General features: G+C 37.8%; 8 protein-coding genes. All 8 read left to right on the top strand.

The genetic code is table 11. The features are described from left to right. Positions 1-69: 69 nt before the first annotated feature. The 8 genes from BC781_RS09640 (at position 70) to BC781_RS09605 (ending at position 16,039) form a co-directional block, all read left to right on the top strand. On the top strand, positions 70-1,035 hold the full coding sequence (locus BC781_RS09640; RefSeq protein ID WP_109617032.1) for an Ig-like domain-containing protein: 966 nt from the start codon (positions 70-72) through the stop codon (positions 1,033-1,035). 290 nt (positions 1,036-1,325) lie between these two features. After that, complete coding sequence (locus BC781_RS09635; protein WP_109617031.1) at positions 1,326-4,445, top strand: SusC/RagA family TonB-linked outer membrane protein; 3,120 nt, start codon at positions 1,326-1,328, stop codon at positions 4,443-4,445. Positions 4,446-4,456: 11 nt separating this feature from the next. Further along, complete coding sequence (locus BC781_RS09630; RefSeq protein ID WP_146201664.1) at positions 4,457-6,097, top strand: RagB/SusD family nutrient uptake outer membrane protein; 1,641 nt, start codon at positions 4,457-4,459, stop codon at positions 6,095-6,097. A 17-nt stretch (positions 6,098-6,114) separates the two neighbouring features. Further along, positions 6,115-7,581: a PKD domain-containing protein gene (locus BC781_RS09625; protein ID WP_109617029.1), complete on the top strand. Its 1,467-nt coding sequence runs from the start codon at positions 6,115-6,117 to the stop codon at positions 7,579-7,581. A gap of 65 nt (positions 7,582-7,646) precedes the next feature. Then, positions 7,647-10,031 carry a glycoside hydrolase family 3 N-terminal domain-containing protein gene (locus tag BC781_RS09620; RefSeq protein WP_109617028.1) on the top strand — a complete coding sequence of 795 codons (2,385 nt, stop codon included), beginning with the start codon at positions 7,647-7,649 and terminating at the stop codon, positions 10,029-10,031. 97 nt (positions 10,032-10,128) lie between these two features. Then, positions 10,129-11,178 carry a family 16 glycosylhydrolase gene (locus BC781_RS09615; protein WP_109617027.1) on the top strand — a complete coding sequence of 350 codons (1,050 nt, stop codon included), beginning with the start codon at positions 10,129-10,131 and terminating at the stop codon, positions 11,176-11,178. Positions 11,179-11,180: 2 nt separating this feature from the next. Then, entirely contained in the window at positions 11,181-12,476 is a 1,296-nt protein-coding gene (locus BC781_RS09610; RefSeq protein WP_109617026.1) for a glycosyl hydrolase, read from the top strand. A gap of 161 nt (positions 12,477-12,637) precedes the next feature. Further along, on the top strand, positions 12,638-16,039 hold the full coding sequence (locus tag BC781_RS09605) for an InlB B-repeat-containing protein (protein WP_109617025.1): 3,402 nt from the start codon (positions 12,638-12,640) through the stop codon (positions 16,037-16,039). Positions 16,040-16,044: the final 5 nt, after the last annotated feature.

Raw genomic sequence — 16,044 nt, 5'->3', positions numbered from 1 at the left:
GCTAAATATCATTCTTTATCTGTTTTGAGTTCAACAATCGTTTTTTATTCTATAAAACTTACAACGAATATGAAATTTATTAAAAAACTAGTTTGGGGACTGATGAGTATGTCAGCCTTATTATATAGCTGTGAAAGTGATGATAATGGAGGAGAGGCGCCAGGACCTGAGACTACAATTACATTAGATCAATCTAGCTTAAGTTTGGAAGTTGGTGAGACAGGTACATTGACAGCAACATTAGATCCTGAAGGAAGTTTAGAAGATATACAATGGGCTTCATCAGATCCTGCAATTGTAACAGTTTCAAATGGAGAGGTAACAGCAGAAAAAGAAGGAGAAGCGACTATTGTAGCTTCTATTGGAGCAAATCAAGCAACTTGTACAGTAACTGTAACAGCTGCATCTACTGGAGGAGGAGATATGGCAAGCTTAAATGGTAGTGATTACTATGTAATTCAACTTGATGAAACTTCATTCGGCTCTATTTCAGACCGCGTAATTCAAGATTTACGTCCAGACAACATGGAGCAAAGCAAGAACCTTTATGTTTGGGATAATACATTTGGTCCTGGTACATCTACAGGAACAAATGCTTATGGTCTTTCTGAAGGTTGGATTAGTCTAGTTGTAGGAAGTGTAGGATGGTCAGGTGCTGGTTTCCATGTAGGAACTGCTTTTGGTGATATCGATATGACTCGTATGTTTGATAATCCAGATGATTATTACTTACACTTATCAGTAAAAGCAACATCAACTTCAGGTCCAATGTTATTGATTTTGACTGATGGACAAGCTGAGGCTAAAGTAGCAATTGGTGGAGATTATACTGATGCAGGTGTGACTTATTCTTCATATACTGACTATGAAAAAGATGGTGAGTGGCATGAAGTTGATATCGCTATCAAAGATCTTAACAGATTAGGATTGTACTTCAATGCTACATTTACAGATGCTAATATCTTCGCAATATTGGGTGGTGGTAACACTGGTACTACACTTGATCTAGATGCCATTTTCTTCTACAAGAAGTAGTTCGTTCGCCTTTTAGGCATGATTAAAGCCACTTAAATTATATATTTTCTACACCTCTATTTTAGTTTCAAAAGATTGTGTTTGCTCAATGAAATCTATTGATTGAGGTGTAGAATTTTTAGATTCGAACATATTACTTTCTAATAAATAATCTCATTTTCTGGAAGTTTCTTAGTAGTGTGGGAAAGGGTTAAACTAAAATGAGGAATAAGTAAAGTGATTCGTACAAAGTGGACTGTGAAATAATCTACATCAAAGTAGAATGCTAAAAACAGGTAATTTTTAAGAAGATGATCCAAATTTTTCAACGCCAAGTTTTCCAAAGAATTCTATTTTTTGGAACCTTACTTCTGTGTTCATATTTAGGGGTAGCGCAAGATAAAATGATTACAGGGGTAGTAAAAGATGCTAATACTTTAGCTTTACCCGGTGTGAATATTCGAGTCGAAGGCTCAAATAATGGGACAATTACTGATTTTGACGGTAAATTCTCATTGCACATAGAAGCAGGAACTGAACAACTGATTTTTTCATACATAGGTTACCATTCACAAACAATTGATTTAGGTACTCAAACATATTTTGAAATCACAATGGAAGAGGATGTAGAACATCTTGAAGAGATTGTGGTGATTGGTTACCAAGTACAAAAGAAAAGTGTTGTTACAGGGGCTGTAGCAACAGTAAAAGCCGAAGACATCATTCAAAGTCCAATTGGTAATGCCAGTCAAGCATTACAAGGAAAGACCCCTGGTGTATTAGTAGCGCCTGTTTCGGGGCAACCTGGAGCTGGTATTGATATCCGAGTGAGAGGTACGGGAACAAATGGAAATAACTCACCGCTATATGTAGTTGATGGAATACAAATGAGTGATATTAACTTTCTGAACCCCAATGATATTGAGTCGATTGAGGTTTTGAAAGATGCTGCATCATCAGCTATTTATGGTTCAAGAGGTGCCAATGGTGTGGTATTGGTTTCGACCAAAAAAGGTAAAGAAGGACGTACCATAGTGACTTATGATGGCTATGTAGGAACGCAAGAAGCTTGGAGAGAAGTCCCACTTATGAATGCTCAAGAGTACATGATGATTCATAATGAAGGAGCGATTAATGCTGGCAGAGCACGTAAATTTTCAGAGGAAAGAATGAATAACAATTTAGTCGATACGAATTGGCAAAATGAGTTATTCAAAACAGCTCCTATACAAAATCACAGTGTACAGATGTCAGGTGGTTCTGAGAAATCTCAATTCTTGGCGAGTATAGGTTACTTTGGACAACAAGGAATTGTAGCTCCCGAAAAGTCTAGCTTCGACCGTTATACGCTAAGATTAAATTCATCAAATAAAGTTTCTGACTATGTGAAAGTAGGAGTGAATGCAACTTTCTCAAGAGAAGAAGCGGCAGGTGTAAATGAACAAAATCAATTCAATGGTACTCTTACAAATGCCTTGTTGCACGACCCTCTAACACCAGTTTGGGAAGATGACCCTGCAAAGATCGAAGAGTATAACTCTTATGATGTATTGCCTGCAAATAATAATGGACGTTTCTATGGAATTTCTCAGCAAGGCTTACAAGAAATTGTAAACCCAATGGCGGCAATTCATAACACCTTCAATGAAAGATTCTCAAACAAGTTTTTGGCAAATGCTTACCTAGAAATTAAGCCATTGAAAGGCCTTCGTTTTAAAACAGATATAGGAGTTGATATCGGAAATGGATATAACCGTTATTACGGCCCTGCAGCTTATTACAATACCGTAACAAAAGATTTGTCTTCAAGTGTTGCACAAGGAAGTAATACTTATGCTGTTTACCAATGGGAAAATGTATTGACTTATGATTTGGAAATCAATAATCATAAAATCAATTTTTTAGCAGGTTCAACATTCAGAGATGGGCATGGTACAGGTGTTGGAGCGAATGGTGCTGATTTGCAGTTTACAGGTTGGAAATATGCTTGGGTAGACAATGCCTCAGGTGACTCAGATGCGAGAAGTGGATATGGCAATTATTGGAAACATAGGCTAGCCTCTTTCTTCGGGAAAATAGGTTATGATTATAAAGAAAAATACCTTTTCTCAGCAACTGCTCGTTATGATGGTTCAAGTAGATTTGGAGAAAATAATCGATTTGGATTCTTCCCTTCGGTACAAATGGGATGGGTAATCTCAAATGAAGAACTTTTGAAATCTTCAGAAGTAATGAACTTCTTGAAAGTGAGAGCTTCATGGGGTAAAGTAGGTAATGAAAATATTGGAGATTTTGGTTATTTGGAGCTATTCAGTGGTACACCAACTTACCCAATAGGAGTTGGTGAAACGATGAATTCGGGTTATGCCATCACAAGAATGGCCAATCCAGATTTGAAATGGGAGTCTGCCGTAGAATTTAACTTGGGTATTGATGCGGGTTTCTGGCAAGATAAATTGACAACAAATATAGATTTCTATTCACGTAACCGTGAAGGATTGCTAGGGCAAAAGCCTGTACCAGGAATTACAGGAGTCAACGGACCGCTTTATAATTTGGGAACAGTGCGTAACCAAGGTATTGAGATGTCATTGACATATTCGAAAAGGGAAGGAGAATTCCATTTCGACATCACTGCAAATGCATCTTACAATGACAACAAAGTAATGAATGTTGAAAACCTTGATGGTAGAATTTATGGTCCTACACTTTTTCAACATCAAGGTCAATTGATGATGGAAGAAGGTTATTCTCTCCCATACTTCTATGGTTTTGAAACCAATGGTATTTTCCAAAATTTGGCCGAAATAGAAGCTCATGTAGGTGCAGAAGGACAGTTAATTCAACCAAATGCAGAACCAGGAGATATTCGTTATGTAGATCAAAATGGCGATGGTAAAATTGATAATGATGACCGTACAAACATCGGTTCTCCAGTACACTCATGGATGTACGGCTTAAATGTCAGAATGGATTACAAAGGTTTCGATTTCTCAATGTTCTGGCAGGGACAAGCAGGAGGGAAATTGATCAATGCAACTGTACGTCAAGATTTATGGCAAGCACAAAACTTCCCAGTAAGGTATCTTGAGCGTTGGACAGGAGAAGGGACAACCAATTCATTCCCTCGCTTTACTTACAAAGATGAGAACAACAACTTCTCAAATCTCAATGATATGGTACATATCGAAGATGCTTCTTATTTGAGGTTGAAAAATGTACAGATTGGTTACACAGTACCAAAAACGATCAGCTCAAAGGCAGGTATGGAAAAGCTAAGAGTCTATATTTCTGGTAGTAATCTCTTGACTTTTACAGAGTACTCTGGCATGGACCCAGAAGTAGCTCACGGTGGGGCATGGAGTGGTTTTGATCTAGGTTCATATCCACAAGCAAGAACTTACCTAGTTGGAGTTAATGTCACATTTTAAGATTGGGAAAGATGAAAAAAATTATCAAAATAGCCTTAGCAGCACTATTGTTAGCATCTAGTGCATGTTCTGATTTTCTAGAACTTGAACCGACCAACTCAAAAGAGGCAGATACCTATTTTGAAAGTTCAACTGAGGCTTATCAAGCATTGATCGGGATTTATGAAAAATTGAGATCAGATTATAAAAATACAATCCCGAATAGTATTCCAATTCTTGAGGCTTCTATGAGTGACGATGCTTATGTGGGGGGAGACCCTTCAGGAAACGATATGAGTTGGTTACAAGACTTGATGCGTTTTAAAGGAGCTACAAACTCACCTGCATCAGAGCAAACATGGAATAAATGCTACGAGGGAATACAGAGAGTGAATACTCTTTTAGCAAACTACGACGATATTTTCTTCAAAACCACTGAAGAAGATATCAAAAACGAATACAAAGGAGAGGCGACATTTTTACGAGCACATTTCTATTTTGAGCTTCTTCGTCTTTTTGAAAATGTAGTGATCGTAGACAAGTTACTTCGTGGTGATGAGTGGCAACAGTACACGCAATCAAGTCCTGAAGAAGTGTATGCTTTTGCTGTCAAAGATATCATAGATGCAATTCCATTAATGTCAGAGAGTTTGATCACAAAAGATGCTGATAACTCAGGTAGATTGACAAAATATGCTGCAATGGCAGAATTGATCAAAATGTACATGTTCTATACTGGTGTGTATGGCGTAGACGAGTTACCACATAAAGACGGTAAACCAATCACAAAGCAACAGGTGATGGACATGGCTGAAGAAATCATAAATGCAGGTATGTATTCGCTTGAAGAAGAGTACGAAAACCTTTTCAATGCAAACGGAGATTATTCCAAAGAAGTGATTTTTGAAATACCTTTTAACAACACAGGTTCTGGTCACTGGGGAGATTATTCATTTGGAAACATGATGTGTATGATGTCTGGACCAAGAGATCATGACAGTGACTTGTTTGCTCCTGGATGGGGATTTTTCCCAATCTCAAGAGACTTGGAAGCTTCATTTGAGAAGGGGGATAAAAGAAAGTCAGCGACAATTGTTTATGCCAAAGACCTTATCGATGCAGACGGAGATACCTATGGTGTGAATTATAATTATACAGGGATGCACTCCAACAAATATTCAACACATACATGGAATCGAAATCCGTATGAGTTCGAGTTGAATTGGGCGCAAAACTACCATTATATCAGATTGGCTGATATCATCTTGATTGCGGCTGAGCTTAATGTCAATACTGACAATGCAAAGGCAACGAGCTATGTCAATCAGATTCGCGAAAGAGCAGGTTTAGAGCCATTGTCAAGTGTGACTTTAGCCGAGATACAACAAGAAAGAAGAGTGGAGTTAGCATTGGAAGGACATCGTTATTTTGACTTGCTTAGACGTGGTTTGGAGGAAACAGCACAAGAGTTGACAGTGTCTAGCTATGAACTTACAGCTCCAAGTCATAATAGTGCTTCATATGTCAATGATAATGGCGCAAATATGACAGGAGATATTGGTGATCCAAATGATTTTGTAATCACTTTTGACAAGAGTAAAAGAGGATTTCTGCCAATTCCACAAATTGAAATTGATTTACATCCAGCTCTAATTCAAAACGCAGGATATTAATTTTAAGCCTAGATGAGATGAAAAATTATAAATACATTTTCAGTAGCTGTTTATTGCTTGTATCTCTATGCTTTAGCTGTGTAGATGAAAGCGTTGACTTAGGGCCTGTTCCTACCTCATCAGATGCGACATTTACGTTCAAAGTATCTGAAGAGAATCCAAATGTGATTGAGTTTACCAATACAAGTGTCGCATCGATTGCACATTGGGATTTTGGAAATGGAGAGACCGCAAAAGGAAATACTGTACAAGGAATTTATGCTGAAGCAGGTAGTTATGAGGTAACACTTACTATTGTAACCAAGTCGGGACAGGCTTCAAATAAAAATACAATTGTCATTGATCAGACAGATTATTCGTTGGTTGATATTCCAGATTATAATTTTCTAACGGGTGGAGCTGAGGCTCTAAATGGTAAAGTATGGAAATTCAGCAGATATGTTGAAGGACATCAAGGAAGGGGCGTTCGCCAATTTTTCTACCCGAATGAATGGATAGCTAAATCATTGGAAAAAGAGGGTTTCGGACACTATGACGATGAATTGATTTTCAGTCAGTATGACTTGAAGTATGAATTGAAAAATAATGGCGATGCTTATGTCAACAATAATGCTTTAGCCGCTTTTACCAATGAATTTGGCGGAACTGTTTCAGGAGGTTCAGAAGAAGATGGTTGGAAAGTGGATGTTACTGTAAATGCGCAAGATTGGACATGGAAAATTGAACGTAGAGGAGCTGCAAAATATTTAGTCATTTCAGATAATGCATACTTAAGTTGGTACACAGGAGCCAAGAAAGAGTTTGAAATCATGGAATTGACAGAGAACCGTCTCTACCTACGAGTTGAGGAAAGTGATAATTTTGCTTGGTACTACGAGTTCAGACCAAAGGAAATTGCAGACAAAGAGATTCCAAAAGATGTAAAGCCGCTTGATTCACAAGATTTATTCGATGATTTCTCAGGGAATGGAAATATCGGTTTTGAAACAAGTGGAGCATTAGAATTCTTGGAAGCTTTCCCAAATATTGACTTCAATGGAAATGATGCAGAAACAGTAGGTAGATATACTCGAAAATCTGGAACAGGAGAAAATACTTGGTATCAAAACTATACAGCAGAACTTCCATATCGTCTAGATTTGAGTGAAAGAAATACATTTACGCTAAAAGTATATTGTCTTCCATCAAATGACTTTGAAACGATATCTCCTGCAGCTTCAAACGCAGAAGGTTTAGGGGACATGACACTTAGTCCAACGGTTAGCTTACGTTTGGAAGATTCTACAGATGGTGAAAATAGCGATAATGCAGAGGTAGTCTATACGCTAACTGAAGATGAATTAGGACGTTGGGTAGAACTTACTTTTGACTTCTCAGCATATGCTGATCAAGATAAATATGATCGACTAACACTACAGTTCGGAGGAGAAGGACATACCTTAGCTGGTACAGTTTACTTTTCAAGTTTCGAGCTAAACAACTAAACATTCAAAGGAAAAGAGGAGCAACTGTTTCTCTTTTCCCTTACTGAAGATAAGATTTACATACGATGAGGGCTTCTTGGAAATTAAAACTATCACTAGCAATGATTGCAGCCGTAGGCACAGGCCTATGGGCATGTAATTCAAAGCTAAAGAGTGCTCCAACCTTGGAGAGTATAACCGAAATTACCCGTTCAGAGCGAACAATAGATGAGCGAGTTGAGCAAATTTTGAGCAAACTTAGCCTTGAAGAAAAGATAGGGCAAATGACTCAAATAACCCTAGACGTAGTTACGAAAGGGGAAAATGTTTACGTGAGTGATGAACCATTAGAATTGGATATAGAACTACTGAAAGAAGCAATAGCGAAACACAAAGTAGGTTCTATTCTGAATACGGCAAATAATAGAGCAAGATCAGTTGAAAAATGGAATAAAGTTATTGCTGAAATTCAAGAGCTTTCCATGCAAGAAATAGGAATTCCATGTCTTTATGGTATAGATGCAATTCATGGAACAACATATACAGCAGGGGCAACATTTTTTCCGCAACAAATAGGAATGGCAGCTACTTGGAATCCTGATTTGGTGAAACAAGGAGCACAAGTAACCGCTTATGAAACAAGAGCGAGTGCTATCCCTTGGAATTTCTCTCCAGTGTTAGATATGGGTAGAAATCCAGCATGGCCAAGAATGTGGGAAACTTACGGAGAAGATGTTTACCTCAATGCTCAAATGGGGATTGCAGCCGTAAAAGGTTATGAAGGAGAAAATAATGAATTATCAGATTCTACAAAAGTTGCTGCATGTATCAAACATTTCTTGGGTTATGGAAGTGAGAAGTCTGGAAAAGATCGTACACCTGCATACTTGCCAGAAATTGAATTGAGAGAACATTATTTGCCTTCTTACAAAGCCGCAATTGATGCAGGAGCACATACGATCATGATTAATTCAGGCATCATTAATGGACAACCTGTACATGCCAATGTTGACTATCTGACGACTCTGTTAAGAGACGAACTGAAATTTGATGGTTTGGTCGTAACTGACTGGGCAGATATTCAGAATTTACAAACTAGAGATAAAGTAGTAGCAACTCATAAAGAGGCTATTAAATTGGCCATTAATGCGGGTATTGATATGTCTATGGTGCCTTACACGCTTGAGTTTACAGATTTACTTGTAGAATTGGTGAACGAAGGTGAAATATCCATAAAGCGAATTGATGAATCCGTTCGTAGAGTTTTAAAGCTGAAATTGGAGTTAGGTTTGTTTACAAAACCTTATCCATCAAAAGATGACTATCCAGAATTTGGTAGTGAGAAATTTGAGAAAATGGCATACAATTCAGCAGCGGAATCGATCACATTATTGAAAAATGATAAGCGAATTTTGCCGTTAAAGAAAGGGATGAAGCTTCTTGTATCGGGGCCAAATGCAAATTCTATGCGTACGTTAAATGGAGGTTGGTCCTACTCTTGGCAGGGTGAAAAAGTAGAAGCCTTTGCACAGGGGTACAACACGATTTTAGAAGCGGTACAACAAAAGTTTGGCGAAACCAATGTCAAGTTTGTGGAAGGTGTCACATATAATCATGCAGGGCAGTATTTTGAAGAGCATGTTATTGATATAAACGCTGCGGTAAAAGCAGCTCAAAACGTAGATGTAATTCTTCTTTGTTTAGGCGAAAATACATATACAGAAAGTCCTGGTAATTTGCATGACTTATATATTTCTCAGAATCAGAGAAAGTTAGCAGAAGCTCTAGCGGCAACAGGTAAACCAGTTGTATTGGTGCTAAACGAAGGTCGTCCGCGTCTGATTTCTCAATTTGATAGAGACATGAGTGCGATTATTCAGACCTATTTACCTGGAAACTTCGGAGCAGATGCATTAGCAGATATACTTATTGGTGAAGTGAATCCGAGTGGTAAACTCCCGTATTCTTATCCAATGTACCCAAATGCGCTAGGAACTTATGATCATAAACCTTCGGAATCATCAAATGAAATGGATGGAATGTATAATTATGATTCGTCTTTACCACTTCAGTTTCATTTTGGTTATGGTTTGAGTTATACCACATTTGCTTACAAAGATTTAAAACTTTCAAAATCAGAAATTGGTCCCGAAGATAGCTTTACAGTAAGTGTAAAGGTGAAAAATGTAGGGGAAAGATTAGGTAAAGAGGTTGTACAGCTTTATACGAAAGATCTTGTAGCATCAATAACCCCAGACAGCAGAAGGTTGAGAAGGTTTAAAAAGGTTGAACTAGCTCCTGGAGAAACAAAAACAGTAAGCTTTACTTTAAAGGCGAGCGATTTAGCTTTTGTTGGAAAAGACCTTAAATGGACTTTGGAGGAAGGTGCATTCAAAATTATGATCGATAAGGAAACACAGATTTTGAAGCTAAATAATAGCCGTCAATTTGAACATGCAAATACGCTTTAAAGTGGCGTATAATTGACGGTTTGTACTTTGATAAGTTGAATAATTGAATAACCTAAAGGGAGGTTCTAGGCTTCCCTTTTCTTCTAAAGATTGAGAAATGAGACTTAAAATATTATTCCTGTTTTTACTGCAAATGGTATTCTTTTCTTGTGAAAGTGATAGCAAAGAAAATGAATTGAAAAGTTTCACTTTAAGCCATGAAACACTCGAACTTTCAGTTGGAGAGACGATGGAAATTACGATTACTGAGGCACCCAATACCAATGCACCTTTAGTATGGACGAGCGACAATGAAACGGTGGCAACTGTGTTTTTTGGACAGGTGACAGCCGTTCAAAGTGGTACCGCTACAATTACGGCAAGTTTAGGTGAAGATACAGTATCATGTGTAGTGACCGTACCAGAACGAACTTATGAGCTAGTTTGGGCAGACGAATTTGATGGAACTACCTTAAATACAAATTACTGGACTTACGAAGTAAATGGTTCTGGAGGTGGAAATAATGAGGCTCAGTATTACACAGATCGTCCTGAAAACATTCGAGTTGAAGATGGAAAACTGATTATTGAAGCTAGAAAAGAAGAATATCTAGGAAAGCAATATACTTCGGCACGTATCATAACGAAAGATAAAGTAGACCTCAAATACGGTAAAGTAGAAGCAAGACTGAAAGTACCAAAAGGAAGAGGTACTTGGCCTGCATTCTGGATGTTGGGATACGGTAGTTGGCCTCGTGCAGGAGAAATTGATATTATGGAGCATGTAGGTTATCAACCAAACGTATTCCATTGTGCCTTACACACCCTGACTAAAAATGGAATGAATGGACAGAATCCTCATGGAGAACAGTATTTTGATTATGCTGTAGCAGATGAATTCCATGTCATCACAATGGAATGGGTAGAAAATGAATTTATGGGCTTTGACCGAATTCATATTTACGTAGATGGAGTAAAAACGAAAACTTTTGCAGAAACGCCGCAATTACAAGATTCGGGAGATTGGCCTTTCAATGATAAATTCTTCTTCATTCTGAACCTTGCTATCGGAGGATCATGGGGGGGAGCGCAAGGTATCGATGACTCGATGTTTGATGAGCCTGTACGCTATGAAATTGACTATGTAAGAGCATATCAACTGAACTAGTGATGAAAATACAAAGTAAAATCATATTTGTAACCTTGTTATCAATTGTGTCCCTCTTCTCTTGTAGAGAAGAAGGGACTATTGATCAACTTGATGAGTTCCCAGATCCTGTTGCTCAGTCCAAGAGTCTGAAACGAGGTGTTTCATTTGCATATCAGTTTGTAGAGGATATTGAGATTTTAGGAACTGGGGTTTCTTGGTCTTACAATTGGGGGCCGGGACAGAGTTCAACTTTTGATCAAGCCATGAAAGAACAGCAGATTGATTTTTGCCCAATGGCTTGGAATGGAGTAAATGAAACAGCAATTAGAGAATACGTTAGTCGAAATCCAAATACGGAATATCTTTTAGCATTTAATGAGCCGAATCTGGTTGATCAAGCCCGAATGACTCCTCAAGAAGCAGCGGCGAAATGGGGTGAGGTAAAATCCATAGCAGATGAATTGGGATTAAAAATCATTTCTCCTGCCATGAATTACGGTACTTTGGAAGGTTACCATGATCCGATTGTATGGTTAGATGAATTCTTTTCATTAGTTCCAGAATCAGATATAGATGGTATTTCTATTCATTGTTATATGCCAAATGCTTCAGCTTTAAAGTCTTACGTAGAACGATTTAAGAAATATGGAAAACCAATTTGGTTGACAGAGTTTTGTGCATGGGAAGGACATGTAACTCCCGAAAGTCAGCAGCGTTTTTTAGCAGATGCAATTAATTATTTGGAAAGTGATCCTGACATTTTCAGATATGCTTGGTTTATTCCGAGAGGAAGCGGCAGTGAGGATGCTTTTCCATATATGTTTTTGTTAAAGAATGCAGTAGATGTAGAGCTGACCTCTTTAGGCAAAGTGTATACACAAATGTCTACACAAGATAAAAGCATTTACTATCAGCAAGGGCAGCAGATTGAAGCGGAACACTATACTTCAATCAGTGTGTCAGATGGTGTTGGAGAAGCAGGCTGGGTAGATGGACCTAAAGTAAGAGTGACCTCTGAAGCACCGAATAACACATTAGAACTCTATAATTTTTTACCAGATCAATGGGTTGAATATCAGATTGAACCACTACAAACGAAGACCTATGATCTTGAAATCCGCTATGCAAGTTTTGTTGATGCAGAACTTAAAATAGAAGTAGATGGCGAAGAAACGATTTACAACTTAGCGAATACAACAGAGGATTTTATTTGGAATACGGCCACAATTCCATTGCCCTTGAAAAAAGGTAAACACACCCTTAGAATCACTTTAAATGAGGGAACTGTGTGTATGAACTGGTTAAGTTTCAATTAAGCAGAAATAAAATGCCTAGCCTATATTGAAAAGTATAGGTTGGGCAGCATGATCATTTTTTATCAGCACAGAGCTCGAAAAAACTTTTTATAAATAAATACTTCAATTCAGATTAACACCGATTAGGTGTTGATGTTTTTTACACCTTAACTTAAACTTCAATGAGAATTTTTACTAAAATGGGGCTCATCCTTTTTTTTCTAGGATACTGCCTTAACTTCTCCAATGCGTTTGCTGAGAATGCAAATTTGGCATTGAATAAAACAGCTGTGGCTTCTTCAGGAAATGCAGCTGAGGCTGTGGACGGAAATGGCACTTCTCGTTGGGAGAGCGATTTTGATGATGACCAATGGTTACAAGTCGATTTAGGGGAAAGCTATGACTTAAATCGTGTTATTTTAAATTGGGAAGGCGCTTTTGGAAAAGCCTATGAAATTCAAGTTTCTGAAGATGAAACAACATGGACTACCGTATTTACGGAGACAGAAGGGAATGGTGAAATTGATGAACTTCTTCTGAGTGGAACAGGTCGTTATGTGAAAATGCAAGGAGTAGAAAGAGGTACAGGCTATGGCTACAGTTTGTGGGAAATGGAGGTCTATGGTGTACCCGCTGGGCAAAGTCCTGCAGTGTATGCAATTGCTTATGCAGATGCTTATGAGCATTCGAATCCTGCTACATATACAGCAGGAACAGCTGTGACGCTTACGAATGCTTCTCGTGAAGGATATGTTTTTGAAGGTTGGTTTACAGATATGGCTTTAACTCAACCAATCTCTGAAATCGGGACAGACAGTCAAGCTAATATTTGGTTGTATGCAAAATGGTCAGAAGATGCTAATGCTCCACAAAATATTGCTTTAGGAAAAACAACAACAGCTTCTTCTGGAGATGGTGCTTTAGCTGTAGATGGAAACGAAACATCTCGTTGGGAAAGTGCTTTTAATGATGACCAATGGTTGTACATTGATTTAGGGGCTAAATATGATGTAAATCGTGTGCTTTTGAATTGGGAAGGGGCATTCGGAAAAATTTATGATATTCAAATCTCTGATGATGCAACGAATTGGACAACAATTTTCTCAGAGACAGAAAGTGATGGTGGCATTGATGACTTGGAAGTAACTGGCTCTGGTCGTTATGTGAAAATGTTAGGTATTGAGCGAGCTTTACCATATGGTTATAGTTTATGGGAAATGGAAGTTTATGGTACGCTATCAGATGATCAAGGTTCTATGGTTTATAATGTTACCTATGTAGATGGTTATGACCATACCAATCCAGCAACTTATACCGAAGGAGTAGGAGTGACATTGACAGATGCAAGCCGTACAGGTTATACTTTCGAGGGTTGGTTTACAGATGTGGAGCTTACGCAATCCATATCAGAGATTACAGCCGAAATGACAGGTGATCTTACGGTTTATGCAAAATGGACAGAAGAAGAGAATTCCAATACAGCATGTAATGGAGTTTCAACAGAAGTAGTAGAAGGAGATGCACTTAGCCTAGGTTTTAATTATAATTTTGCAACAACAGGTACAACAGTAGATGTAACGTTTGAATTATTGGATGAACAAGTAGGTGTAGTAGCGTTCTTATTCAATAGAACTGATGGATTTGTAGAAACTCAGATGGCTGAAAATAATGGTGTATTCTCTGTCCAATTAACTGAACAAGTAGAAGGTACAGTATTGACTTTAGCATGTAAGTTTGCTTATGCAGGAGGCTTTACAATCACAAAAGATTTTACTTATACAGTAGGAGATGATTGTGGTGAAGTAGTAGAAGGTGAGTATAGTATCACTTATGTAGATGGTTACGATCATACAAACCCAGCAACTTATACAGAAGGAATAGGAATGACATTGACAGATGCAAGCCGTACAGGTTATACTTTCGAGGGTTGGTTTACAGATGTGGAGCTTACGCAATCAATATCAGAGATTACAGCGGAAATGACAGGCGATCTTACGGTTTATGCAAAATGGACAGAAGAAGAGAATTCCAATACAGCATGTAATGGAGTCTCAACAGAAGTAGTAGAAGGAGATGCACTTAGCCTAGGTTATAATTATAATTTTGTAACAACAGGTACAACAGTAGATGTAACGTTTGAATTATTGGATGAACAAGTAGGTGTAGTAGCGTTCTTATTCAATAGAACAGATGGATTTGTAGAAACTCAAATGGCTGAAAATAATGGTGTATTCTCTGTTCAATTAACTGAACAAGTAGAAGGTACAGCATTGACTTTAGCATGTAAGTTTGCTTATGCAGGAGGCTTTACAATCACAAAAGATTTTACTTATACAGTAGGAGATGATTGTGGCGAAGTAGTAGAAGGGGAGTATAGTATCACTTATGTAGATGGTTACGATCATACAAACCCAGCAACTTATACCGAAGGAGTAGGAATGACATTGACAGATGCAAGCCGTACAGGTTATACTTTTGAAGGATGGTTTACAGATGCCGAGCTTACGCAATCCATATCAGAGATTACAGCAGAAATGACAGGTGATCTTACGGTTTATGCAAAATGGACAGAAGAAGAGAACTCCAATACAGCATGTAATGGAGTTTCAACAGAAGTAGTAGAAGGAGATGCACTTAGCCTGGGCTATAATTATAATTTTGCAACAACAGGTACAACAGTAGATGTAACCTTTGAATTATTGGATGAACAAGTAGGTGTAGTAGCGTTCTTATTCAATAGAACTGATGGATTTGTAGAAACTCAGATGGCTGAAAATAATGGTGTATTTTCTGTTCAATTAACTGAACAAGTAGAAGGCACAGCATTGACTTTAGCATGTAAGTTTGCTTATGCAGGAGGTTTTACAATCACAAAAGATTTTACTTATACAGTAGGAGATGATTGTGAAGAAGTTGTTGAAGTTCAGTCGTCAATTTCTTACGTTGATGCTTATGACCATGCAAACCCAGCAACTTATACCGAAGGAATAGGAGTAACCTTGGCAGATGCTTCTCGTGAAGGTTATACTTTTGAGGGCTGGTTTACAGATGCAGAATTTACTCAATCAATATCAGAAATTACAGCTGAAATGACAGGTGATTTGACACTATATGCAAAGTGGCAAATGATTCCTGAAGTTTATAACATTACTTATGTTGATGCTCATACACATCAAAACCCAGCAACTTATACTGAAGGAGAATCAGTAGAATTATTAGCAGCAAGTAGAACGAATTATGACTTTGAAGGTTGGTTTACAGATGATGCTTATACACAGGTTATTACGAGTATCTCAACTGATATGACAGGCGATTTGACATTATATGCTAAATGGTCAACAATTTTATCTAGCAATGAAAGAGAGGAATTAAGTGTTCGTATTTATCCGAATCCTGTTGTCGATTATTTGCTTGTTGAAGCTCTAGTTTCTTCATTAAAAGTCTATACTTTAGAAGGTACTTTGGTTAGTTCTTTTGAGAATAACCAAGAACGTTATGATTTATCATCACTTCAAACAGGTGTGTATATCGTTCATATAGTTTCAGAAGGTCGTACATATTATCAGAAAATTGTGAAGCAATAATTGAA

The organism is Sediminitomix flava (assembly GCF_003149185.1).
Taxonomy (GTDB): domain Bacteria; phylum Bacteroidota; class Bacteroidia; order Cytophagales; family Flammeovirgaceae; genus Sediminitomix; species Sediminitomix flava.
The sequence above is the reverse complement of the archived record's forward strand: the minus strand, read 5'-3'. Positions and strand labels throughout refer to the sequence as shown.

Coding starts and splice junctions, on each gene's coding strand:
- BC781_RS09640 (WP_109617032.1), top strand. CDS start 70: ATGAAATTTATTAAAAAACTAGTTTGGGGACTGATGAGTATGTCAGCC.
- BC781_RS09635 (WP_109617031.1), top strand. CDS start 1,326: ATGATCCAAATTTTTCAACGCCAAGTTTTCCAAAGAATTCTATTTTTT.
- BC781_RS09630 (WP_146201664.1), top strand. CDS start 4,457: ATGAAAAAAATTATCAAAATAGCCTTAGCAGCACTATTGTTAGCATCT.
- BC781_RS09625 (WP_109617029.1), top strand. CDS start 6,115: ATGAAAAATTATAAATACATTTTCAGTAGCTGTTTATTGCTTGTATCT.
- BC781_RS09620 (WP_109617028.1), top strand. CDS start 7,647: ATGAGGGCTTCTTGGAAATTAAAACTATCACTAGCAATGATTGCAGCC.
- BC781_RS09615 (WP_109617027.1), top strand. CDS start 10,129: ATGAGACTTAAAATATTATTCCTGTTTTTACTGCAAATGGTATTCTTT.
- BC781_RS09610 (WP_109617026.1), top strand. CDS start 11,181: ATGAAAATACAAAGTAAAATCATATTTGTAACCTTGTTATCAATTGTG.
- BC781_RS09605 (WP_109617025.1), top strand. CDS start 12,638: ATGAGAATTTTTACTAAAATGGGGCTCATCCTTTTTTTTCTAGGATAC.